Origin of the sequence: Vibrio sp. 397 (assembly GCF_033339395.1) — a bacterium.
GTDB lineage: Bacteria > Pseudomonadota > Gammaproteobacteria > Enterobacterales > Vibrionaceae > Vibrio > Vibrio alginolyticus.
The window spans coordinates 74,862-97,293 of record NZ_JAWOUN010000015.1 but is presented as its reverse complement, the minus strand read 5'-3'; the positions used below and the strand labels follow the sequence as shown (position 1 = coordinate 97,293).

The 22,432-nt window shown below is 44.7% G+C and carries 19 protein-coding genes; 7 read left to right on the top strand and 12 right to left on the bottom strand.

All coding sequences use genetic code 11. The annotated features are described in order from the left end of the window. Nucleotides 1-110: 110 nt before the first annotated feature. The 4 genes from menB to R7P36_RS20120 are packed head-to-tail and all read right to left on the bottom strand — an operon-like array spanning nucleotide 111 to nucleotide 4,806. Nucleotides 111-977: a 1,4-dihydroxy-2-naphthoyl-CoA synthase gene (gene menB / locus R7P36_RS20135; protein ID WP_005382318.1), complete on the bottom strand. Its 867-nt coding sequence runs from the start codon at nucleotides 975-977 to the stop codon at nucleotides 111-113. Continuing rightward, a complete protein-coding gene (gene menH / locus R7P36_RS20130) occupies nucleotides 970-1,797 on the bottom strand; it encodes a 2-succinyl-6-hydroxy-2,4-cyclohexadiene-1-carboxylate synthase (protein WP_213899478.1) in 828 nt (275 codons plus the stop codon). Before menH ends, menB begins: the two co-directional genes overlap by 8 nt. Further along, nucleotides 1,784-3,502, bottom strand: coding sequence for a 2-succinyl-5-enolpyruvyl-6-hydroxy-3-cyclohexene-1-carboxylic-acid synthase (gene menD, locus R7P36_RS20125; protein WP_025766952.1), 1,719 nt, complete (start codon nucleotides 3,500-3,502; stop codon nucleotides 1,784-1,786). Before menD ends, menH begins: the two co-directional genes overlap by 14 nt. Further along, complete coding sequence (locus tag R7P36_RS20120) at nucleotides 3,499-4,806, bottom strand: isochorismate synthase MenF (RefSeq protein WP_033906881.1); 1,308 nt, start codon at nucleotides 4,804-4,806, stop codon at nucleotides 3,499-3,501. Before R7P36_RS20120 ends, menD begins: the two co-directional genes overlap by 4 nt. Nucleotides 4,807-5,023: 217 nt before the next feature. Between R7P36_RS20120 and R7P36_RS20115 the strand changes: the two genes are divergently transcribed. The 3 genes from R7P36_RS20115 (at nucleotide 5,024) to R7P36_RS20105 (ending at nucleotide 8,251) form a co-directional block, all read left to right on the top strand. After that, nucleotides 5,024-6,238, top strand: a complete 1,215-nt coding sequence (locus tag R7P36_RS20115) for a pyridoxal phosphate-dependent aminotransferase (protein WP_005384283.1) — start codon at nucleotides 5,024-5,026, stop codon at nucleotides 6,236-6,238. A gap of 90 nt (nucleotides 6,239-6,328) precedes the next feature. Continuing rightward, a complete protein-coding gene (gene yfbR / locus R7P36_RS20110; protein ID WP_017634778.1) occupies nucleotides 6,329-6,913 on the top strand; it encodes a 5'-deoxynucleotidase in 585 nt (194 codons plus the stop codon). Nucleotides 6,914-6,928: 15 nt separating this feature from the next. Further along, complete coding sequence (locus R7P36_RS20105; RefSeq protein ID WP_017634779.1) at nucleotides 6,929-8,251, top strand: anti-phage deoxyguanosine triphosphatase; 1,323 nt, start codon at nucleotides 6,929-6,931, stop codon at nucleotides 8,249-8,251. Between the two features lie 6 nt (nucleotides 8,252-8,257). Here the strand turns inward: R7P36_RS20105 and R7P36_RS20100 are convergent, their stop codons facing one another. Next, entirely contained in the window at nucleotides 8,258-8,872 is a 615-nt protein-coding gene (locus R7P36_RS20100; RefSeq protein WP_025766956.1) for a tRNA-uridine aminocarboxypropyltransferase, read from the bottom strand. 3 nt (nucleotides 8,873-8,875) lie between these two features. Here R7P36_RS20100 and rrtA point away from each other — a divergent pair, with 3 nt between their 5' ends. Next, nucleotides 8,876-9,427 carry a rhombosortase gene (rrtA, locus tag R7P36_RS20095; RefSeq protein ID WP_005382331.1) on the top strand — a complete coding sequence of 184 codons (552 nt, stop codon included), beginning with the start codon at nucleotides 8,876-8,878 and terminating at the stop codon, nucleotides 9,425-9,427. 98 nt (nucleotides 9,428-9,525) lie between these two features. Here rrtA and R7P36_RS20090 read toward each other — a convergent pair whose 3' ends face one another. The 7 genes from R7P36_RS20090 to tig form a co-directional block, all read right to left on the bottom strand. Continuing rightward, the gene (locus R7P36_RS20090) at nucleotides 9,526-9,810 is read right to left on the bottom strand and encodes a ComEA family DNA-binding protein (RefSeq protein WP_031777211.1); all 285 of its coding nucleotides are present in this window, start codon (nucleotides 9,808-9,810) and stop codon (nucleotides 9,526-9,528) included. 255 nt (nucleotides 9,811-10,065) lie between these two features. Next, on the bottom strand, nucleotides 10,066-11,925 hold the full coding sequence (gene ppiD, locus R7P36_RS20085; protein ID WP_005382334.1) for a peptidylprolyl isomerase: 1,860 nt from the start codon (nucleotides 11,923-11,925) through the stop codon (nucleotides 10,066-10,068). A gap of 201 nt (nucleotides 11,926-12,126) precedes the next feature. Further along, the gene (locus tag R7P36_RS20080; RefSeq protein ID WP_005382341.1) at nucleotides 12,127-12,399 is read right to left on the bottom strand and encodes an HU family DNA-binding protein; all 273 of its coding nucleotides are present in this window, start codon (nucleotides 12,397-12,399) and stop codon (nucleotides 12,127-12,129) included. Nucleotides 12,400-12,590: 191 nt separating this feature from the next. Further along, nucleotides 12,591-14,942: an endopeptidase La gene (lon, locus tag R7P36_RS20075; protein WP_005384300.1), complete on the bottom strand. Its 2,352-nt coding sequence runs from the start codon at nucleotides 14,940-14,942 to the stop codon at nucleotides 12,591-12,593. A gap of 130 nt (nucleotides 14,943-15,072) precedes the next feature. Then, complete coding sequence (gene clpX, locus R7P36_RS20070; RefSeq protein WP_005382345.1) at nucleotides 15,073-16,353, bottom strand: ATP-dependent protease ATP-binding subunit ClpX; 1,281 nt, start codon at nucleotides 16,351-16,353, stop codon at nucleotides 15,073-15,075. A 70-nt stretch (nucleotides 16,354-16,423) separates the two neighbouring features. After that, nucleotides 16,424-17,050 (bottom strand): ATP-dependent Clp endopeptidase proteolytic subunit ClpP, encoded by a 627-nt coding sequence (gene clpP / locus R7P36_RS20065; protein WP_005382347.1) that lies wholly within the window; start codon nucleotides 17,048-17,050, stop codon nucleotides 16,424-16,426. A 105-nt stretch (nucleotides 17,051-17,155) separates the two neighbouring features. After that, nucleotides 17,156-18,463, bottom strand: a complete 1,308-nt coding sequence (tig, locus tag R7P36_RS20060) for a trigger factor (protein ID WP_005382251.1) — start codon at nucleotides 18,461-18,463, stop codon at nucleotides 17,156-17,158. A 545-nt stretch (nucleotides 18,464-19,008) separates the two neighbouring features. Here tig and R7P36_RS20055 point away from each other — a divergent pair. From R7P36_RS20055 to R7P36_RS20045, 3 genes are all read left to right on the top strand, one after another. Then, entirely contained in the window at nucleotides 19,009-20,796 is a 1,788-nt protein-coding gene (locus R7P36_RS20055) for an ATP-binding protein (RefSeq protein WP_318122291.1), read from the top strand. Between the two features lie 4 nt (nucleotides 20,797-20,800). After that, nucleotides 20,801-22,138, top strand: coding sequence for a sigma-54-dependent transcriptional regulator (locus R7P36_RS20050; protein ID WP_005382254.1), 1,338 nt, complete (start codon nucleotides 20,801-20,803; stop codon nucleotides 22,136-22,138). Nucleotides 22,139-22,216: 78 nt separating this feature from the next. Continuing rightward, nucleotides 22,217-22,399, top strand: coding sequence for a hypothetical protein (locus R7P36_RS20045; protein WP_021034161.1), 183 nt, complete (start codon nucleotides 22,217-22,219; stop codon nucleotides 22,397-22,399). Nucleotides 22,400-22,432: the final 33 nt, after the last annotated feature.

The following is a 22,432-nucleotide window of genomic DNA, read 5'->3' as shown; positions in this document are numbered from 1 at the left end:
TAATGCCTTATATTTGAGCGTTCTGACGAGCAATCCCACCAGCCTCCCAGAGGGCGAGGCGCTCAGGAAAAAAGGAACAGAGGAGCTAACACGCTCCTCATTTAGACGGATTATGGGTTGCGAGGGAATTTATCGAAGTCTGGGCGACGCTTCTCGTTAAAGGCGTTACGACCTTCTTGGCCTTCATCAGTCATGTAGAACATCATCGTTGCGTTACCCGCTAGCTCTTGCAGACCCGCTTGACCATCACAATCTGCGTTTAATGCAGCTTTCAGGCAGCGCAATGCCATTGGGCTGTGCTGTAGTACTTCACGACACCAACGAACGGTTTCTTTCTCTAGATCCGCTAGTGGTACAACTGTGTTTACTAGGCCCATGTCTACCGCTTCTTGAGCATTGTAGAAACGACATAGGAACCAAATTTCGCGAGCTTTCTTTTGGCCTACGATGCGAGCCATGTAAGATGCACCCCAACCGCCATCAAATGAACCCACTTTAGGGCCTGTTTGACCAAATTGAGCGTTGTCAGCTGCAATCGTTAGGTCACACATCATGTGCAGAACGTGACCACCGCCAACAGCCCAACCCGCTACCGATGCGATCACTGGTTTTGGACAAGTACGAATATCGCGTTGGAAGTCCAATACGTTTAGGTGATGCGTACCTTGGTCATCTTTATAGCCGCCATAGTCGCCACGGATCTTCTGGTCGCCGCCAGAACAGAATGCGTCTTCACCTAGACCTGTCAGAATGATCACGCCAACACCAGAGTCGTAACGCGCATCTGCCAACGCATCAATCATCTCTTTTACCGTTTGAGGACGAAACGCGTTACGCACTTGAGGACGCGCAATGGTGATTTTCGCGATACCATCTTCAGACTTATGGTAATGAATGTCCTCGTATTTCTCGCCGCAATCTTTCCATTGAACCGGAGCGTAAAGTTCTTCTTCAGAAATGCCTACTGTTTTAGCCATGGTGATTCCCATTGTTCTCGTTACTCTCACCAAAGTGAGACTGAATTATTTGCTTGGTATGTATCGCAAACTGTTTGGGCTGCTCTTGATGGACGTTATGACCAGCGCCTTCAACTTGTCGATACGCCAACCCGCTATGTTGTGCCAGTTGGCTAAATTTTTGGTCTTTCTCACCACACAAGTAATACACTGGTATGTTCTGCTTTTGCAGTGAGGGCAACAAATATGCCTGTTTGGCTAACGATGTCGCCATCAACATATTCGCCACCGCTGAGCCAAGATTATCACTTCGCTTCGCAATGAATGTTTGTCTTTGCTCATGGTTTAGTGAAGAAAACACCGCTTGTTGGTACCAATCGTTCAAAACACGTTCAAGTGGTTCAGTTTTGAAACGCATTGCCCAGCGAGCATCATTCTCTAATCTCACCTGTTTCTCTGACTCAGTTTGAAGCCCGAAGTTTCCCCCTTCAACAATCGCGCCCGCAATATTGAGATCTGGAAAGCATTGATGGGCAATACCATGCATCGCAATGCGGCCGCCCATAGAGTAACCAATCAAAATAAGTGGTTGTTGTGAGGGAAATAATAAAGATAGTGTGGAACCAAGAAGTTTGCAGCAATCATTCAGATCGCTGCAAGAAATAGATTGGCTGTGCCCATGACCAGGGAGGTCAACCGTAACACGTTCATACTCGGGTAACGCGTTGATACACGATTGCCAATCTTCACCGCTACCAAGCAAACCATGCAAAAACACCAAAGTGGGCAACGTTCTACTTTGGTGTTTTTCTAATACAGGGAAACGTTCAAAGTAAAGCATTCAGACTCTTATTAAATGCCTTGAGTGTCTCAGCAGCTTGATTAGGTGGGGTTTGAACCTCGACCAGCAACGTTCCTTGGCGGTGACATAAATGCTCTTTTACAGATGATTGGAATTGCTCCAGTGTAGAAACATGCAAATACGCCAAACCAAACTGCTTTGCCGCGTGTTCAAACTGATAACCATGAGGCATTTGATAATATGTCGTCCTGCGCTCTGGTGGTACTGGCAACATATCAAAAATCGCACCGCCGTCATTATTAGTAACAACAAGTACCGCCGGCAGTTTATTGTGAGAAAATAGCGCCAGAGAATTGAGATCATAAAGTGCTGCTGTGTCACCGATATACATTAGTAACGGATTACCTCTTGCCCGTTGCACGCCTGATGCCGCAGCAAACAAACCGTCAATCCCTGATGCGCCTCGATTAGTGAAAACCTCTACACCATCCAATTTTCCGTACATATCAACAAGCCGAACAAACAAGCTATTACCCAAGAAAACATCTACGTTCTTTGTGCGCTCGTTGATGTCTGCTGCCAACGCAATTTCGTCAATGGCAGACGCTGAATCAGATAGGAAGGCTTCTTCGATACGTTGATGAACTCGCTTAACGTCATTCGCTAACCTATCAGCCCACCCAGCAAATATTGACTTCTCAAAACTAATGCGAGAAACCCACGTTTTAGGAGGCTCAACCCAGTGCATTTGCGCCAGATGATTTTGGTTATTCCGGTCCATACAAGGTGAGACATACCAATACTGAACGTCTTTACTTTGTTGATTTTTCGATACTTGTTTATCAATCCATTGGTTCAAACGTTTGGAGATGATTCGGCTACCAAATTGGATAATAAGTTCACAAGATTCAAGCTCGTTTGCGAACTCGGGAAGTTGAAGCCATACATCGTAATACGCCCAATCCGAACTGAGACCACTTTGCGGGTCTGCAAGTACTGGCCATCCCATCTTTTGTGCAAATGCCTGCGCCGACTTCGCTTGTTCAAGCGGTAAGCTGCCAATCACAACCAAGCCTTTTTTGTCTGAAAAAGGCGGGATGTTCGCCTGTGACAAATGGCTAAAACGCTGAGTATAAGTGCCGCTTCCTTTTCGCCATCCGGCGACCGAATCTAAGTAGGTTTGATAATCCGCTTTTGCGCCGTTGGAATACAAAGGCTCTGGAAATGCACAATTAATATGAACGGCACTACCCTGCAATTGCTGAGTAAACATCACTTCGTCAACAGAGGTCAGCAACCAGTTAAGCGACGTTGCTAAATTTGGGCTTGGTAAATTCAAACTGGCCGAAACATGATGTGAAAAAATACCCAATTGATTTATCGCTTGGTTTGCACCACAGCCGACAAGTTCTACTGGACGATCTGCTGTCAGCAGCACCAGTTTTTCACCAGTAAGTTTGGCTTCGGCAACCGACGGTAATAAGTTCGCCACTGCCGTACCAGAGGTAACGATAATTGCCACGGGTTCCTGAGTAGCTTTCGCTAAACCAAGAGCCATAAAGCCCAATCCACGCTCATCAAAATGAGTATGAATGGAAAAGTCGGACTGTTCTGCCGCTTCTAAAGTTAAAGGCGTAGAACGAGATCCGGGAGCGATACAAACATGCTTAACGCCAAATCGCTGAAGCTCAATCAATATGGTTTCTGACCAAACTCGATTGAGCACCGCTTGGTCATGACTCATGATGCGACTCCCAATGGCGGATGATCAGAAATCAGCGTAAGTAACGTCGACATTTTCTTATCAAGTTCTGCCCACTCATGTTCTGCAATGGAGCCTGGAACAATCCCTGCGCCCGCAAACAGTTGTACTTGCTCACCGAGCACAAGCGCACTTCTGATTGCGACACAAAACTCTGCTCGTTCATGGCTGATGTAACCCATTGACCCCGCGTACCAGCCGCGTGCAAAGGGCTCATTATCAAGAATAAACTGCATAGACTCTTGTCGGGGTAAGCCAGCAACCGCCGCTGTTGGCTGAAGCGCCGATAACAACTGAACACCATTTATCCCCGCTCTTAGACTAGCGTGAATATTTCGCTTAAGGTGCTGCACTTTTCGTAGTCTGACCAAACTCGGTTCAGCTTCCACTTCAACCATTTCAGAATGCGGTGATAGACGATCAATGATGTCGTCCACCACATACTGGTTTTCGTTGAGGTTCTTTTGGTCTTGGGATAACCAATTCGCCAACTCCATATCTTGAGTGGCATTGTCTCCCCGACCAATCGTACCTGCTAACGCTTCGGTATGTAGCTCATGCCCTACGCGAGAATACAAACGTTCTGGCGTAGACCCCATAAAACTGTGCTTACTGTCTAAGCTCAGCATGAAATGGAAGCTATGATGGTTATTTAAGTAACTTGCTTTAAGTAACTGTGCAGCACTTAATGTGTTATCAAGCTGCACGGTAGAGCGACGCGCTAAAACCACTTTCTTAAAATCATCATTCTCTATACCAGTCAGAACCTTATGAACTAACTCATTCCATTGAGGCTGACTTGGCGTATGAACAATAGAGCGGATGTGAGACGAAATTGGAGCTAAGGTTGCGACCTCACAAACCAGTTTATTCAACCCAGCTAGAGTTCGCGCTTTGTCTTCTGAAATATTAACTGCGAGAGACCACTGTTGGTCAAAACGAATTAACTCAATTTGAGGCAAAAAGAAAAAAGAAGGCATACAGCGGCGATTCTTCTCATGCTGCCCATCAAAAGAGCGCCCGCCCCAAACTCTTTGCCCTTCACCTAGAATGGTATAAGCAGGACCTGGCTCAACAAAAGCGTGCAATTGCCCTAGTGCAACGACCTCTTCACGTGTATCGCGGGACTGCCAATAAAACTTAGGGAAAAGTGGTTGTGCATCAAGCCAATCAATAAATGAGAAATTGGGTTTCTCGCTAAGGGGCTCGACCAGACGTGTTTGATTGCCTTCCGATTGCTGAACTCGCTCGATAATTCTCTTTACGGCTTGATGGAACTGTGACAAATCAACCTCGTTGTATGTGAGGATAAACGGTAACTGACGGCTACTCTAAGTTTAGACCCAAAGCAAATCAAGGTCGTATGCGATCTTTTGCAAAATCCTGTGATAGCAAGCGAGCAAAACTTAACCAGCAGACAGATTATTTACAGATATATATTCTAATAAAAAACAAATTATTGTATTTTAATAAAGAAATTAACGAATTTTTAGGAATTAAACAATGCAAAATATCGGGATGTCGTCAAAACTCGACAATGTCTGCTACGACATTAGGGGTCCTGTACTCAAACATGCTAAGCGCATGGAGGAAGAAGGGCATAAAATCCTAAAGCTAAACATTGGTAACCCTGCCCCATTTGGTTTTGACGCCCCTGATGAGATTTTAGTCGACGTGATTCGTAATCTGCCGACTTCTCAAGGCTATTGTGATTCCAAAGGTATTTACTCTGCTCGTAAAGCTGTGGTCCAACACTATCAGCGTAAAGGTATACGCTCGCTAGATGTCGAAGATGTGTATGTAGGTAACGGCGTGTCTGAGTTGATCGTAATGGCCATGCAAGCGCTATTAAACAATGGCGACGAAATGCTGATCCCAGCACCAGACTATCCGTTATGGACAGCTTCAGTTGCACTATCTGGTGGTAAGCCGGTTCACTACCTATGTGATGAAGAGGCTGACTGGTACCCAGACCTTGAAGACATCAAAAAGAAAATCACACCAAAGACACGTGGCATTGTTCTGATCAACCCGAACAACCCGACAGGTGCGGTATACAGCCGTGACTTCCTACTTGAAGTGATTGAGATAGCACGCCAGCACAAACTGATCATTTTCGCAGATGAGATCTACGACAAAGTGTTGTACGACGGTGCAACACATACCTCAGTCGCCACACTCACTGAAGACGTGCTAGTCATGACATTCAATGGCCTTTCAAAGGCCTACCGTGTTTGTGGTTTCCGTGGTGGCTGGATGTTCCTAACGGGGCCTAAACATCTGGCTCAAGGGTACGTGAATGGCTTGGAGCTGCTTTCATCGATGCGTTTATGTGCAAACGTACCAATGCAACATGCCATTCAAACCGCGTTAGGTGGATACCAGAGTATCAATGAACTGATTTTACCTGGCGGACGCTTGTTAGAGCAGCGCAACCGAGCGTATGAACTGATCAATCAGATTCCTGGCGTTTCTTGTGTCAAACCTAAGGGTGCGATGTACCTCTTCCCGAAAATCGACACTAAAATGTACAACATCAAGAACGATCAACAGATGGTTTTAGATTTCTTAAAACAAGAGAAAGTCTTACTGGTGCAAGGTTCCGGCTTTAACTGGCCAAAACCAGACCACTTCCGCATCGTGACACTACCGCACGTTGAAGATCTAGAAATCGCCATTGGACGTTTTGAAAGATTCCTATCAACCTACAGCCAGTAATGAATCACTGGTAGTAATTAGTGCTGATCTCTCATATGCTTAGAGGAACTCCTAGTGAGTTCCTTTTTTACACCAGAAACGGAGAAAGCCATGAAAGAAAGCCATTTTTTCGCCCACCTGGCTCGAATGAAGCTGATCCAACGCTGGCCTTTGATGCGGTCCGTCTCACCAGAAAACGTTTCAGAGCATAGCTTACAAGTTGCTTTTGTCGCTCATGCCCTTGCCCTAATTAAAAACAAAAAGTTCGGCGGCAACCTTAATCCAGAACGCATCGCGATTCTGGCCATGTACCATGACTCCAGTGAAGTATTAACGGGTGATCTTCCAACTCCAGTGAAGTATTACAACCCTGAAATTGCCAAAGAATATAAGAAGATAGAATCGGCAGCGGAACAAAAATTACTCTCAATGTTACCGGAAGAGTTCCACGATGATTTTGCCCCCTATCTTCTTTCTCACTCTGCACACGAAGAGGACGCAAAAATCGTTAAGCAAGCCGATTCCATCTGTGCCTATTTAAAATGTCTTGAAGAACTAAGCGCCGGCAACCATGAGTTCGCTCTGGCAAAAAAACGCTTAGACGTCACTTTGCAAGAACGCAGAACGCCTGAAATGGATTACTTTCTCAATACCTTTGCCCCAAGTTTCGAATTATCGTTAGATGAAATCAGTTAGCTTACGGAGATAATCGTGTCGTTTGAATTACACCCGCAATGGCAAGAGCGCCATGATGATGAGCATAAAATCCGTCGAGACGACCATCGGAGCCCGTACCAACGAGACCGAGCGCGCATTCTTCACTCGGCTGCATTTCGACGCCTACAAGCAAAAACCCAAGTACACGGCAATAGCTTGGAAGACTTTCACCGCAGTCGGTTAACACACTCCTTAGAAGCGTCGCAACTAGGGACCGGTATCGTCGCCCAACTAAAGAAAAAACAGCCAGAGTTCCGCGATCTATTACCATCAGACAGCTTAATTGATTCATTATGTTTAGCGCACGACATCGGGCATCCTCCATACGGTCATGGGGGAGAAGTCGCTCTAAACTACGTAATGCGCGAACATGGCGGCTTCGAGGGGAACGCCCAAACCTTTCGTATCGTCACTAAGTTAGAGCCTTATACTGAGCATTTCGGAATGAATTTATCACGCCGCACACTGCTTGGTTTGATTAAGTACCCTGCCCTCATTAGTCAAACACGCTCCGTCAAGTTGCCTCAACCAGCCGAGCATCAACGTAAACTAAAAGCAAAAGATTGGAGCCCAGCTAAAGGCATTTATGATTGTGATAAAGACTTATTTGATTGGGTAATTGCACCGCTTTCTGACAACGACAAGGCATTGCTTAGTCTGATGCGTTCAACGCCAGAATCGGAGTTTGAGCACAGTAAAACGCGTTTTAAATCACTCGATTGCTCAATCATGGAGCTAGCAGATGATATCGCCTACGGTGTTCATGATTTAGAAGATGCAATCGTACTTGGTATGGTGACACGTCAGCAATGGCAAGAAGGCGCAGCAAGTCAATTAGCGGACTGTGGCGACCCGTGGTTTGAAGCTCATATCGATTCCATCGGACAGATGCTATTTAGCGGTAAGCACCATGAGCGGAAAGATGCTATCGGTGGTATGGTTAACGCGCTACTGACCAGCATTTCAATCAAAACGGTGGATGAGCCGTTTAATAACCCGTTACTGTCTTGGAATGCGTGTTTAGAACCACAGATGGCACGTGCACTTGACGTACTCAAGCACTTTGTCAGCACCTTCGTTATCCAAGTCCCGCAGGTCCAGATCGTTGAGTATAAGGGTCAGCAAATTATTATGGATATTTTTGAAGCGTTAACAGCAGACCCAGAGCGATTACTACCCGTTCATACAAGAGATCTGTGGTGTCAGGCGAAGAGCGAGAGCAATAAAATGAGGGTCATCGCCGATTATATTTCTGCAATGACCGATGGTCACGCGCAAAAGCTACACCGCCAACTTTTCTCTTCCATCGTTCTTTAGTAACACTCAACCTTTCAAGTAATTCTTTTCAAAAACGCCCGGAGGCATCTGGGCGATTTGGAATTCGATCATCTTTTCAAACGCACGCATCAGCGGTGTAAAGTCTCGCTCGGGTTCAAGCAAGCGAAGCGAATGATAACCAGCCTCGACTGTCGATAAGCTATTCTCAGAGGGCGCCTTACGAATGGTGTAGTGCCCTTGTAGTTGCTTAGGCAACTGCACGGTTGGGAGTGGATGTAAGTTGCTTGAGAGTTGCCACATTTTGTACGCTTTTTTCCACGTACCATCGAGCAAAATCAAACGTATTTTCTTAGATACACTATGACTCGCTTGAGTGATTTCAGAAATGCATCGTGACTCTTCTGATGGGTAAAGAACAAAATGTTGATATGACTCATCCGCTAATAAGTGATTTAAGGCATCATCACAAGAAAAGTCCTCTCCTATCAAACAAATACAGTTATCTAAACTCAAATTGAGAATCCGTGCCGTACCAAGCGGACGATGTTCTTCACTCGTGTGCTGAAGAATGATAAGTTCTACCTCGCTTGCCAGCGGTACAATCCATTGGCAAATACACGCTTTTTGCGATTTTCCACAACGAGAACAATAACGAGACATAGAGTGAACCTTTATACCTTGCTGAGTATTATCAGCGTGATCTGTTTGATACTTCAATTTGAACCAATGGCAAGCCTAACCGAGTGGCACAGCTACAATATACGCCATGGTGAATGGTGGCGAATCGTAACAGGAAATCTCACACATACCAACTTTGCGCACTTAGGAATGAACCTCGCCGGATTGTGGATCATTACTTTTATTTTTCGCCCAAGCACTCGTAACTTCCTTATCGTTTTTTCAATCTTATGTGCATGTGTTGGTGCGCTGAATTTGTTTACCAACATGTCGGTATACGTGGGTTTATCCGGCGTATTACACGGATTGTTTGGATTTTGGGCGCTCAGAGAAGTCTTTGAAAGCAGAAGAAGCAGTGTGTTGTTAGTTGGAGGACTAATCGCCAAAGTAGCATGGGAGCAGGTCTATGGCCCATCCAGCAGTACTGCTGAGCTTATCGGTGCAAACGTTGCTATTGATGCTCATATGTTTGGCGCACTCGGTGGGTTAGTGATGGCTTTACTGGAAAAAGGCCTTCGCCGTCGTTTATTCGGATAAAAAATCCCGAACCACGAAAGAGGGGCTGGTTCGGGAAAGCAGTAATAGGGAAACAGATATTGTTCTGAATTCAGACTCAATATCTGCGATACATCAAGCTACAGTAAAATGCGGTCTTCGTTTTTCTTAACTGTCGCTTCACCAATGCCTTTTACGCTCTTCAAATCTGCTGCCGTTTTAAAAGGGCCATGTTCCTCGCGGTAGTCCACTATACTCTGCGCTTTCTTCTCACCTATACCTTTCAACATGGTCGCAATTTCTTCAGCAGTGGCCGTGTTGATATTTACAGTAATTTCAATTCCTTCATATTTGTCAGTGGCTGAATCCGCAGCCATGCTAAAAGGTGCAAAAACAAATAAGCACAATGTCAAAATCCATTTCATATTGAACATACAATCTCCAAAATAGTAGGCTAAAAACAGTCGTCGAGAGCGAGTCACTATCAAGTTTGCAATGGAAAGCAATATGGTTATGCATTTAACAAACTGAGATGATCCGGAATTCACAACGGCCGCTATCACTTAAACGCGCACTAATTTAAGTAATGCCTATTGATGATTGAAGTTCATAAAGACAAAAATAAAACGGACCGCTTATGCGGTCCGTTTTATTCAACATACAAATTACACTAATTGTGCTTAGTTGCTCACAACAAAGTACTCAATGTCAGTATTTGCACGCAGTACGGCTAGTACAGATGATAAATCTTGCTGAGAAGATGCACGCTGCATTTGCATCGCAACTTGATCTTCTAACTCACTATCTAGCTCTGCGTTTACAGCATCAAGCTCGATGATAATGATGTTACCTTCAAGATCTTTAGACTGACCGTATACTGGTTTACCATCGACTGGTTTTGCCATCGCGAATACCGTTGTTGCCAACGGAGAACGACGATCTACTGTCTCTTGTTCACCAAAGGCAAGATTGTTTTCAGCAAGCACGTTCGTCTTACCTTCTTTCAATGCCGCAACGACTTGTGTTCCAAGTTCCATCGCTTCTTGCTCACCTTTAACACGAGATAGCTCTGCAACAACCTGATCTTTCACTTCTTCTAGTGGAAGAACTGTCTCGTCACGCGCATCTTCAACACGAACAACGATAATATGCTCAGGCGCAACTTCGATAGCTTCAGAGTTTAGGCCATCTTCTTTAACTTCAGGGCTTAGGATAGCTTGCATTACCGCAGGGCTACGAAGCACTTCAGGTGCATCAACCTGAGAAATAAAGTCCGTTGTCTTCACTTCTTGGTTAACCGCTTGAGAAGCATCATACAATGAGTCTGGGTATTCAAACGCTACGCGCTCAAGCTCATTTTGCAACTCGTAGAATTGATCGATCGCTTGTTGGTCGACCATCTCTTGTTTGATTTCAGCAGCTACTTCTTCAAATGGCTTCGCCACAGAATCTTTTAGCTCTTCAAGCTTGATAATGTGATAGCCAAAGTCCGACTTTACTAGACCCGACGTATCGCCAGGATTCTTCAGTGCGAATGCCGCTTCTTCAAAAGCAGGGTCCATCACATCACGCTCAATCCAACCTAGGTCACCACCGTTTTCAGCGCTGCCAAAATCGTCAGATTTCTCTTGAGCAAGCGTCGCAAAATCTGCACCCGCGTTTAGCTCATCTAGGATAGCTTGCGCTTTTGCTTCATCGTCCCCTTCTACAAGAATGTGAGCGACACGGCGTTGCTCTTCTGAAGAGTATTTGTTTAAGTGCTCGTCGTAGTACTTTTTCACCTCAGCATCAGAAACATTAACTTGTTCCTTTAGCGCTTCAGCTGACAGTTCGATGTAAGAGACTTTAACCTGCTCTGGGCGTGTAAAGTTGTCTGGGTTTGCTTTGTAGTACTCTTGAATTTCTTCGTCGGTCAATTCAATATTTTTCGCAAACTCCGCTAAGTCGATCTGAATCGTGCGAATATCACGAGTTTGAGTGAACAGCTTGCCTTCTGCTTGTACTTCACCCGGCAGAATAAATTCACTGTTTTGTAGCGCATTCAGCAGTTGCTCACGAACCAATTCACGACGCATGTACTCAGCAAAAGAGTCTGGCGAAAAGCCTGCACGACGCAAAGAAGCTTGATAGATCTCTTGATCAAACTGACCATTAGATTGGAACTGAGGCATGTCTAGAATCATGCTACGCACTTGAGTGTCGCTGATTCGCAGACCCAAAGCTTCAGCTTGTTGGTCAAGCAACACGTCATTGATCATTCGATCTAAAACGGATTTGCGGAAAGATTCAACATATGCAGGGTCAGCCAGCATTTGAGAGAAGTAGTCACCCAACTGAGCTTGCATACGGTTACGCTCATTTTGGTATGCCATCTCGAACTCACCACGAGGAATCTCAGTGTTACCGACTTTCGCTGCAGAGTTGTTGCTACCACCAACGATGTAGCTACCTACACCTGCAAATACGAAAGACAGGATGATAAGTCCAAGGATAATTTTGACCGCGATGCTATTCACGCCTTCGCGTAGTCGATCCATCATAATTTAACTGCTCTCCACAATTGAAGCCTACTGCTTCTATCTAATAGAAATAATGGCGCAATAATATCAGAAAAAGAAATGCGCATCAGTATGATGCGCATAATTTAAGAAAGTTCGGCTCGAAGTTTGTAAATTTTTGTTCGAAACTTATTGTTTGAGCAAAAGTTAAGCAAATGGCCGGTTACAGAAATAACGCCGTGATTAGTTACAAGCGTCTTTCAGTGCTTTACCAGCTTTGAAAGCTGGTACTTTTGCTTCTGCGATTTGGATTTCTTCACCAGTTTTTGGGTTACGACCAGTACGTGCAGCACGAGTACGAACGCTGAATGTACCAAAGCCAACTAGAGCGACTTGATCACCAGATTGAAGAGTTCCGCTTACTGCTTCGATGAATGCATCTAGAGCACGACCCGCTGACGCTTTAGAAATATCTGCATTTTCTGCGATTTGTTCTACTAACTGAGTTTTATTCACTGTAATTTCCCCTTTGTGTCATCTGTGATTATTTTTGTGATGACTTTCGTTCCATTGTTAAGAAAATATGCTCCACCCCTTATTCATCAAGGGCTGGCAGCTATCGAAACTAACTTAGCGCCCAAAAAAAACGCTGACAAGCCTTTTTGGGCTTATCAGCGTAAACTTTTACTTATTTTTGCTACACATCACTATTTTTGAGACTCAAACTCAACGCCCGTCGGGTCTCGCTCTAGTGCGACTTTCAGTACTTCATCAATCCACTGTACAGGGATAACTTTCAGATCAGCGATAACATTATCAGGAATCTCTTCCAGATCACGCTCGTTATCTTTTGGAATTAGCACTGTCTTAATGCCACCACGGTGTGCCGCAAGTAACTTCTCTTTTAGGCCGCCGATAGGTAGAACCTCACCACGCAGTGTGATTTCACCGGTCATCGCTACTTCTGCTTTCACAGGGTTGCCTGTCAGAGAAGAAACCAATGCTGTACACATTGCTGTACCCGCACTTGGGCCATCTTTTGGTGTCGCGCCTTCCGGGACGTGTACGTGAATATCTTTCTTCTCGTAGAAGTCAGTATTGATACCTAGCTTTTCTGCACGAGAGCGAACCACTGTCATTGCTGCTTGGATAGACTCTTGCATCACATCACCAAGAGAACCCGTTTGTGTTAGCTTACCTTTACCTGGCATTGATTGAGTTTCAATCGTTAATAGATCGCCACCCACTTCGGTCCAAGCTAGACCAGTTACTTGACCAATTCGGTTACTTTCATCCGCTTTACCGTAATCGAAACGTTGAACACCTAAGTACTCTTTTAGGTTGTCCATCGTTACCGTTACTGACTTGATGTCCTTATCCAGCAAGATGTTCTTCACCGCTTTACGGCAGATCTTAGAAATCTCACGCTCTAAGTTACGGACACCCGCTTCACGCGTGTAGTAACGAATGATGCCAATAATCGCAGAATCTTCAATGACGATCTCATCCGCTTTCAAGCCATTACGCTTCACTTGTTTATCAACAAGGTGACGTTTTGCAATGTTCAGCTTCTCGTCTTCGGTGTAACCAGATAAACGAATAACTTCCATACGGTCTAACAATGGACCCGGGATGTTCATCGAGTTCGATGTCGCAACAAACATAACGTCAGAGAGATCGTAATCCACTTCTAAGTAGTGATCGTTGAACGAGTTATTCTGTTCAGGATCAAGGACTTCTAGTAGAGCCGATGCCGGATCACCACGCATATCTGAAGACATTTTGTCGATTTCGTCCAATAAGAACAGCGGGTTTTTCACACCAACCTTCGACATTTTCTGGATCAATTTGCCTGGTAATGAGCCGATATAAGTACGACGATGACCACGAATTTCCGCTTCATCACGCACACCACCCAACGCCATACGAACATACTTACGGCCAGTAGCTGAAGCAATTGAACGACCAAGAGACGTTTTACCTACACCAGGAGGACCAACAAGACAAAGGATAGGACCTTTTAGCTTGTTGATACGGTTTTGAACCGCCAGGTATTCAAGGATACGTTCTTTGACGCGTTCTAGACCGTAGTGATCTTCATTAAGAACCTCTTCTGCTTTCGCTAAGTTTTTCTTAACTTTTGAGCGCTTAGCCCAAGGAACGCTGACCATCCAATCGATGTAGCTACGAACCACTGTTGCTTCAGCAGACATTGGAGACATCATCTTAAGCTTTTGCAGCTCTTGCTCTGTCTTTTCACGTGCCTCTTGAGGCATTTTTGATTCGTCAATCTTCTTCTGTAGCGTTTCGAACTCGTCTGGTGCGTCTTCCATCTCACCAAGTTCTTTCTGAATCGCTTTCATTTGCTCATTCAGATAGTACTCACGCTGAGATTTTTCCATTTGCTTTTTAACGCGACCACGAATTCGTTTTTCAACTTGCAGCAAGTCGATCTCTGATTCCATCTGGCCCATCAGGAATTCCAGACGCTCAGTAACGTCAACAATTTCAAGTACTTGCTGCTTATCCACCAACTTCAACGGCATATGAGCCGCGATGGTATCCGCTAAGCGTGCAGCTTCGTCGATACCATTAAGTGACGTTAGCACTTCTGGTGGAATCTTCTTGTTTAGCTTAATGAACCCTTCAAACTGATTAATCGCGCTGCGAACAATCACTTCTTGCTCACGCTCATCCAATTCTGGCGTAACAACAAATTCAGCTTCAGCTAAGAAGAAGTCACTCTCTTTAAAGTGATTGATTTTTGCTCGCTGCTGGCCTTCGACCAATACTTTTACTGTGCCATCCGGAAGCTTCAAGAGCTGGAGAATGGTGGCTACCGTACCTACGTCAAATAGGTCGTCAACCGTAGGCTCGTCAGTATCCGCTTGCTTTTGTGCCACAAGAAGAACTTGTTTGTTGGTTTCCATCGCCGTTTCTAGACAGCTAATCGATTTCTCACGACCAACAAACAATGGAATAACCATGTGTGGGTAGACCACTACGTCACGTAGAGGTAGTACCGGGATCTCGATACGCTCGGAACGTTCCAAGTTCATATAATTCTCTCTTCCGCTTTCACGTTTAACGTATTACTTAAGGCAGTATATGGGGGCTAATTGTTTGGATTCAATAAGAGAAATAAAAAAAGGAGGTAATTACTTACCTCCTTTTTCATTATGGCTGAATTTACTCTGCTCCAGCTGCCTGATTGTCTGCGTTACTGTAAATAAGCAGTGGCTCTGACTCGCCATTAATGACGGACTCATCAATCACGACTTTACTAACGTCTGTTGCAGATGGTAATTCGTACATGGTTTCAAGTAGCACGCCTTCAAGAATCGAGCGTAAGCCACGAGCACCTGTTTTACGCTCCATTGCTTTTTTCGCGATAGCGCGCAGCGCATCTTCACGGAATTCAAGTTCAGCGTTTTCCAGCTCAAACAATGCTGCATATTGCTTGGTCAGTGCGTTCTTCGGTTCACATAGGATCTGAATCAATGCTTCTTCATCAAGCTCAGTCAGTGTTGTTGTTACAGGTAGACGACCAATGAATTCTGGAATGAGGCCGTACTTCACTAAGTCTTCAGGTTCAACTTGAGTAAATAGCTCACCTACTGTCTTCGATTCATTCTTCGAACGAACTTCAGCACCAAAGCCAATACCTGTACCTGTTGCAACACGCTGCTCAATCACTTTGTCTAAGCCAGCAAAAGCACCACCACAGATGAACAGGATCTTAGATGTGTCCACTTGTAGGAATTCTTGCTGAGGATGCTTACGACCACCTTGAGGTGGAACCGATGCAACCGTACCTTCGATAAGTTTTAGTAGCGCCTGCTGAACACCTTCACCAGATACGTCACGCGTAATAGATGGGTTTTCAGCTTTGCGTGAAATCTTATCAATTTCATCAATGTAAACGATGCCGCGTTCCGCTTTAGCTACATCGTAATCACATTTTTGCAGAAGCTTTTGGATGATGTTTTCAACGTCTTCACCTACGTAACCGGCTTCGGTTAGTGTCGTCGCGTCTGCCATTGTAAATGGCACATCCAAGAATCGAGCTAATGTCTCCGCAAGTAGTGTTTTACCGCTACCTGTAGGACCAATTAGAAGGATGTTACTCTTACCAAGCTCCACACCTTCGCTCGTTGTATCACCATTGCGTAAACGCTTGTAGTGGTTATATACCGCAACTGCGAGCACTTTTTTCGCGTAATCTTGCCCGATCACATAGTCATCAAGGTGTTCACGGATCTGTTTTGGCGTTGGTAACGCTTCAGATTCTTTCTTAGGGAGAACATCCTTGATTTCTTCGCGAATAATATCGTTACATAAGTCGACACACTCGTCGCAAATGTACACTGACGGACCTGCGATTAGCTTGCGAACTTCGTGCTGACTTTTGCCGCAGAAAGAACAGTACAGCAATTTACCGCTGCCACTTTCTTTGCTTTTATCTGTCATTCGCTAACCTCTTAGCCTTTACTCTTCATGAATGAGTGTATATCAATTTTTGCCAAAATGCGCTGGCTAATTACTCGCCACGATGGCTTAACACTGCATCCACGATACCGTATTCCACAGCCTGCTCTGATGACATGAAGTTATCACGATCAGTATCGCGCTCAATGACTTCAAGAGGTTGGCCTGTATGTTCTGCTAACAACTTGTTTAGCTTCTGTTTAATCGTCAGGATTTCCTGAGCATGGATTTGGATATCAGAAGCTTGACCCTGGAAACCACCCAATGGTTGGTGGATCATTACACGAGAGTTAGGCAGTACGTAACGCTTACCTGGCGCACCACCTGCAAGCAGGAAGGCACCCATTGAACATGCTTGACCCATACACACAGTGCTGACATTTGGCTTAATGAACTGCATGGTATCGTAAATAGACATACCAGCTGTTACGCTGCCGCCTGGCGAGTTGATGTATAGGAAAATATCTTTATCTGGATTTTCAGATTCTAGGAAAAGTAGCTGAGCCACGACAAGGTTTGCCATGTGGTCTTCCACTTGACCCGTTAAAAAAATCACGCGCTCTTTCAGCAGACGTGAGTAGATGTCGTAAGAGCGTTCGCCTCGGGAAGTTTGTTCAACCACCATTGGTACTAGCGCGTCCATAATTGGCGACATTGCATTTTTTTCTTGGTAGCTCATATTCTTATGTCCCTAAAATAAATGGCCCGGATGATGACTATCATACGGACCATTGTTAGCAGAATAGTTAACGTTAAGTCAACCTTCTACGCAAGATATTGCTTATTAAGCAGCAGGTTGTTGTTGGTTAAGTAGCTCGTTGAAGCCTACTTCTTTCTCAGAAACCTGTGCTTTAGCGATGATCGCGTCGATTGCTTGCTCTTCTAGAGCTACGTTGCGCATGTTGTTCATCATTTCTTCGTTTTGCTCGTAGTAAGCAATAACTTCTGATGGATCTTCGTATGCAGTAGCCATTTCTTCGATTAGAGCTTTAACTTTCTCGTCGTCCGCTTTTAGCTCTTCAGATTTGATTACTTCACCTAGTAGAAGACCAACAACTACGCGACGTTTAGCTTGTTCTTCGAACAGTTCACGTGGAAGCTGAGCAGCAGCTTCTGGGTTACCACCGAAGCGTTGTGCAGCTTGTTGACGTAGAACTTGGATTTCTTGCTCGATAAGCGCTGATGGTACGTTGATGTCGTTTTGCTCAACTAGACCGTCAATCGCTTGCTCTTTGATGCGGTTCTTAACAGCTTGCTTAAGTTCGCGTTCCATGTTCTTACGAACTTCAGCTTTAAGTGCTTCAACACCACCTTCAACAACACCGAACTTAGCAACGAACTCGTCGTTTAGTTCTGGAAGTTCACGAGCTTCAACTTTGTTCACTTTGATTGCGAACTTAGCTGCTTTACCTTTTAGGTTTTCAGCGTGGTAATCTTCTGGGAAAGTCACGTCGATGTCGAATTCCATACCAGCAGTTTTACCTGCGATACCGTCTTCGAAACCAGGGATCATGCGACCAGCACCCATTTCTAGAGGGAAGTTCTCAGCTTTACCGCCTTCGAACTCTTCACCGTCGATAGAACCAACGAAGTCGATGCTTACGCGTTTGCCATCTTCTGCTGCTTCTTCAACTTCAACCCAAGTTGCTTGTTGCTTACGTAGAGTATCGATCATCTCTTCTACGTCTGCATCTTTAACTTCTGTTAGTGGTTTTTCAACAGTGATGCTCTCTAGGCCTTTAAGCTCAACTTCTGGGTAAACTTCAAAAGTTGCAGTGAAAACTAGGTCTGAACCTTCTTTGTTCTCTACAGGAGCGAAAGTTGGAGCGCCAGCTGGGTTGATTTTCTCTTTAACGATAGCTTCGATGAAGTGGCGTTGCATTACTTCACCAAGAACGTCTTGACGTACTGCTTTGCCGTACATCTTAGCAACCATTTTTAGAGGCACTTTACCCTTACGGAAACCATCGAAACGACGGTTTTTAGCGATGTTGCGTAGTTCAGCTGTTACAGCGTCTTCGATGTTTGCAGCTGGAACAGTAATGTTTAGACGGCGCTCTAGGCCCTCTAGCGTTTCAACAGTAACTTGCATTATATATAAACCTCTAAAGTGGCTCGGTTTTCCGAGCGTATGAGCGAAACTCAGAGGAGCTTACGCTTCATCCTTGTGTAGTGTTCTGTCCGAACACCTAATTTAAAATCGAGTATCGATACTGGTTGTCAGTACCGGACTAATCAGTGATATCTTCGATAAAATAACCAAAGGTATCTCCTATTAGCCTCAGGACAGAATTTTTAGACGCGACATTCTAGCGATCTGTCGCAACCCTGTCGAGCCAATAGCCACTATGTGGACATTGTCTGCGCTAAATTCTCGAATGCTGACCCATTTTTTCTTCAAAAATGCGATTCAGACACCGTCTAAGCATCGCCAGCATATCTAGAATGGGGACAATAGCGACTTTTTCAAGAGAATCGACCGGTTTTTTTATCGAAAAGCCTAAAAAGAGATCTTGCTCTTGTTTTACTCCACAGAGTTGAAAACTAAATCCCTAATCCTTCCTACAAACTATTAACATTTTCTTACGTGACCAAAGGAAGTTGTAAGGAGTGTAAGGATGTCGCAAAAAAAAACGGATTCTGCTGACATTTTTTGCTTTCTATTTCCTGTCCGCAATTATCGGTGGCCATTGGGTTTGGCAGACCAGTTATCAATCTCTACTTGATAAACACCAATCACAGCTGGAGCAGTTTTCTGGCCATATAAAAAATAAACTCGATAAGTACGCCCATATCCCAAATCTTCTCGCTAAAGATGATCCTCTTTATCAAGCGCTTCTGCACCCCAACAACAGTGCGCAACTGGAAATCACTAATCGGTATTTAGAATCCGTTAATGCCGTGATTGAAGCAGCGGATACGTACTTAATCGATCAATGGGGTACAACGATCGCGGCCAGCAACTGGCGTAAAGAGCGCTCCTTTATCGGTCGAAATTTTGCATTTCGACCTTATTTCAAACAAGCCATTGTAGGTAAACGAAGCCAATACTACGCACTGGGCTCAACATCTGGTAAACGTGGCTACTACTATTCTTATCCCATCGTATACGCTGGCGGTGTACTTGGTGTCGTCGTGGTGAAGATGGACCTAAGTAAGATAGAGGACAACTGGCAGCAACCTAACAGTGTTTTTGTCGCCAGCGACCCATACGGAATTGTTTTCATGAGTAGCCGAAGTGAATGGCTACTCAAAAGCTTACAACCACTGACAAAAAAAGAGAAAAAGCAAGTTTGGGCAAGCCAACAATATCTTGATGCGCCAATTGAAACGCTTGGATTAGTAGGTAGTTTGGACGAGGTGCATTCTGAGCTTAAACAGGGTTACCCATACAATAAAGGAACCTTGGTGGTCTCTTCGCTGCCCCTTCCCGAACTCAAACTGACAATTCGTGTGCTGTCTCCTAAACAGTCGATCGTTTGGTTCACCATGGGTTACATCTTTGTACTCACTCTAGCATTCATGGTTTTGTTTTTAATTGGTCAGCTTATCTATCACCGTCAACAGCGTCACTTGCAAATTGAACGAATTCAACAAGAAGCCAATCAAAAGTTGGAATATCAAGTCATGGCACGGACTGCCGAGTTGCAAGCTGAGATCGCACAGCGTATCGATACCGAGCAAACTTTACGCGTTACTCAAGATGAATTGGTGCAAGCAGCGAAACTCGCGGTGTTAGGACAAATGTCAGCCAGTATCAGCCATGAACTGAATAATCCACTTGCGGCAATTCGTAGCTTTGCGGAGAACGGCAAGCTGTTTCTAAAAAAAGAAAAATATGAGCGAGTGGAAGATAATCTCACTCGCATTTCTGCTCTCACTGACCGTATGGCAAATATCAGTCAGCAACTTCGCTCTTTCGCCAAAAAAACCAGTGGTGACGAGTTGGCTCAATCTCGACTGTTCCCTGTTATTGCCTCTGTAAAAGAACTGATGAAGCCCGCATTTAAATCAGGGCGCGTCACGTTAGAAACAAATTTGCCAGAGCATGATGTTGAAGTGCAGATCAATATTATTCAACTGGAGCAAGTGTTGGTCAATTTACTGACTAATGCGATAGAAGCACTCAAAGAGCAACAAGACAAACAGGTAGAATTATCTGTAGAACACGATGAGCACACTGATTTGGTTTGGATTCATGTTGATGATAATGGCCCAGGGCTTGGCTCTTTCTCACTTTCTGATTTATGTGAACCGTTTCTAACCACTAAACTGAACGGTTTAGGTTTGGGTCTCTCTATCTCGCAACAAATCTTAGCCAGTATGAATGGAAAATTATGTGCCCATAATCGAGAACAAGGCGGCGCTCGATTCTCATTGTGTTTACCTATCACTTCTTACAACACTGAACCATCAAAAGGATAAGATCATGTGTCAGGTGTTTTTTATTGATGATGAGGCCGATCTCAGAATCGCTATAGAACAGACCTTTGAACTGGCGGATATCGACGCCAAGTTTTTTGTGGATGCAGAATCGGCTTTAATAGCGATGCAGCAAGGAGAAGAAGCTGGCGTCGTGGTCACTGATATCTGTTTGCCGGGCATTTCTGGTATGGATATGCTGACAACTTTGACTCAACGCGATGCAAACTTACCCGTCATCATGATCACGGGACACGGTGATATTTCCATGGCTGTGCAAGCCCTTCATCAAGGCGCTTACGACTTTATTGAGAAACCTTTTGCGCCAGAACATTTGGTTGAAACGGTTAAGCGGGCGATTGAGAAGCGCAAACTAACCAATGAAAATGAAAAACTGCGCCTGTCACTTAAAGCCAGTAAAACCCTTGGTCCACGAGTTATTGGTGAAACCTCTAGCATCCAAATATTACGAGAGACCATCACCCAAATCGCCGATACCGACGCCGATATTTTATTGTTTGGTGAAACCGGTACAGGGAAAGAGTTAATCGCTCGTTCTTTACATGAGCAAAGCTCTCGCCGGAACCAAAACTTTGTCGCCGTAAATTGTGGAGCGGTTCCAGAGAACTTAATTGAGAGTGAACTCTACGGCCATGAAAAAGGCGCATTCACTGGCGCCGAAAGCCGTCGTATCGGTAAATTTGAGTTTGCACAAGGCGGCACACTTTTCTTGGATGAGATCGAGTCGATGCCTATCCAAGCCCAAATTCGTTTATTGAGGGTATTACAAGAGCGCGTGATTGAGCGTGTCGGTTCCAATGAATTATTGCCTTTAGATATTCGAGTGATTGCCGCAACAAAGGTCGATTTAAAACACGCAGCTGAAGAAGGTACTTTCCGTCAGGATCTCTATTATCGGCTCAATGTCGTGACCCTGGATCTCCCGCCACTACGCGAACGAAAAGAAGACATTCCCGCCCTCTTTCACCACTTTCTGTTGGTAGCAGCTTCACGTTATGGCAAAAGCTCACCTAGCTTGTCACCCCAAGATCTAGCGCAACTGATGAGCCATGACTGGCCTGGCAATGTTCGAGAACTCAGAAATGCTGCAGAGCGTTTTGTGCTATTGGGTAAGTTAATTCAGTTGGGAGAATCGAACCCAGTCGCTAAGTCTTCCTCAAGCCTTGCAGAGCAAGTGGCGGAGTTTGAGAGAGCAGCCATTGAAGGCGCTTTATTAGAAAACAACGGTAGTATTAAACAGACAATGTGCCAATTGAATGTGCCAAGAAAAACCCTTTACGACAAGATGCAGCGCTACCAAATAAATAAAGACCTTTACAAATAAAACACGTTCAAATAGCTGGCATTATATTCAACTTGAATCATAATTTTTAACAACGGGTTTATCATGGTTGTTATAGATATGAACGAAAAAGTGAGAATACCGATTGTTACAGATACCGTGCTCGTAGACGGTTGCTATCAAGAAGAGAGAAGATTCGGTGAAGAGCGTCGTAAAAATAAAAAGAGGTGGCGACACTATGAACGTCGAATTAATTCAGACCCGCGCAAAACTTGTTACAAGTCAATAGACGAAGAGGTGTGAATTCTCACACCTCTTTCTACTTTCTGGCTTCCA

What these genes read in the sequence shown, in the direction of transcription:
- menB (WP_005382318.1), bottom strand. Translation starts at nt 977, where the DNA reads ATGGCTAAAACAGTAGGCATTTCTGAAGAAGAACTTTACGCTCCGGTT.
- menH (WP_213899478.1), bottom strand. Translation starts at nt 1,797, where the DNA reads ATGCTTTACTTTGAACGTTTCCCTGTATTAGAAAAACACCAAAGTAGA.
- menD (WP_025766952.1), bottom strand. Translation starts at nt 3,502, where the DNA reads ATGAGTCATGACCAAGCGGTGCTCAATCGAGTTTGGTCAGAAACCATA.
- R7P36_RS20115 (WP_005384283.1), top strand. Translation starts at nt 5,024, where the DNA reads ATGCAAAATATCGGGATGTCGTCAAAACTCGACAATGTCTGCTACGAC.
- yfbR (WP_017634778.1), top strand. Translation starts at nt 6,329, where the DNA reads ATGAAAGAAAGCCATTTTTTCGCCCACCTGGCTCGAATGAAGCTGATC.
- R7P36_RS20100 (WP_025766956.1), bottom strand. Translation starts at nt 8,872, where the DNA reads ATGTCTCGTTATTGTTCTCGTTGTGGAAAATCGCAAAAAGCGTGTATT.
- R7P36_RS20090 (WP_031777211.1), bottom strand. Translation starts at nt 9,810, where the DNA reads ATGAAATGGATTTTGACATTGTGCTTATTTGTTTTTGCACCTTTTAGC.
- ppiD (WP_005382334.1), bottom strand. Translation starts at nt 11,925, where the DNA reads ATGATGGATCGACTACGCGAAGGCGTGAATAGCATCGCGGTCAAAATT.
- lon (WP_005384300.1), bottom strand. Translation starts at nt 14,942, where the DNA reads ATGAACTTGGAACGTTCCGAGCGTATCGAGATCCCGGTACTACCTCTA.
- clpX (WP_005382345.1), bottom strand. Translation starts at nt 16,353, where the DNA reads ATGACAGATAAAAGCAAAGAAAGTGGCAGCGGTAAATTGCTGTACTGT.
- clpP (WP_005382347.1), bottom strand. Translation starts at nt 17,050, where the DNA reads ATGAGCTACCAAGAAAAAAATGCAATGTCGCCAATTATGGACGCGCTA.
- tig (WP_005382251.1), bottom strand. Translation starts at nt 18,463, where the DNA reads ATGCAAGTTACTGTTGAAACGCTAGAGGGCCTAGAGCGCCGTCTAAAC.
- R7P36_RS20050 (WP_005382254.1), top strand. Translation starts at nt 20,801, where the DNA reads ATGTGTCAGGTGTTTTTTATTGATGATGAGGCCGATCTCAGAATCGCT.
- R7P36_RS20045 (WP_021034161.1), top strand. Translation starts at nt 22,217, where the DNA reads ATGAACGAAAAAGTGAGAATACCGATTGTTACAGATACCGTGCTCGTA.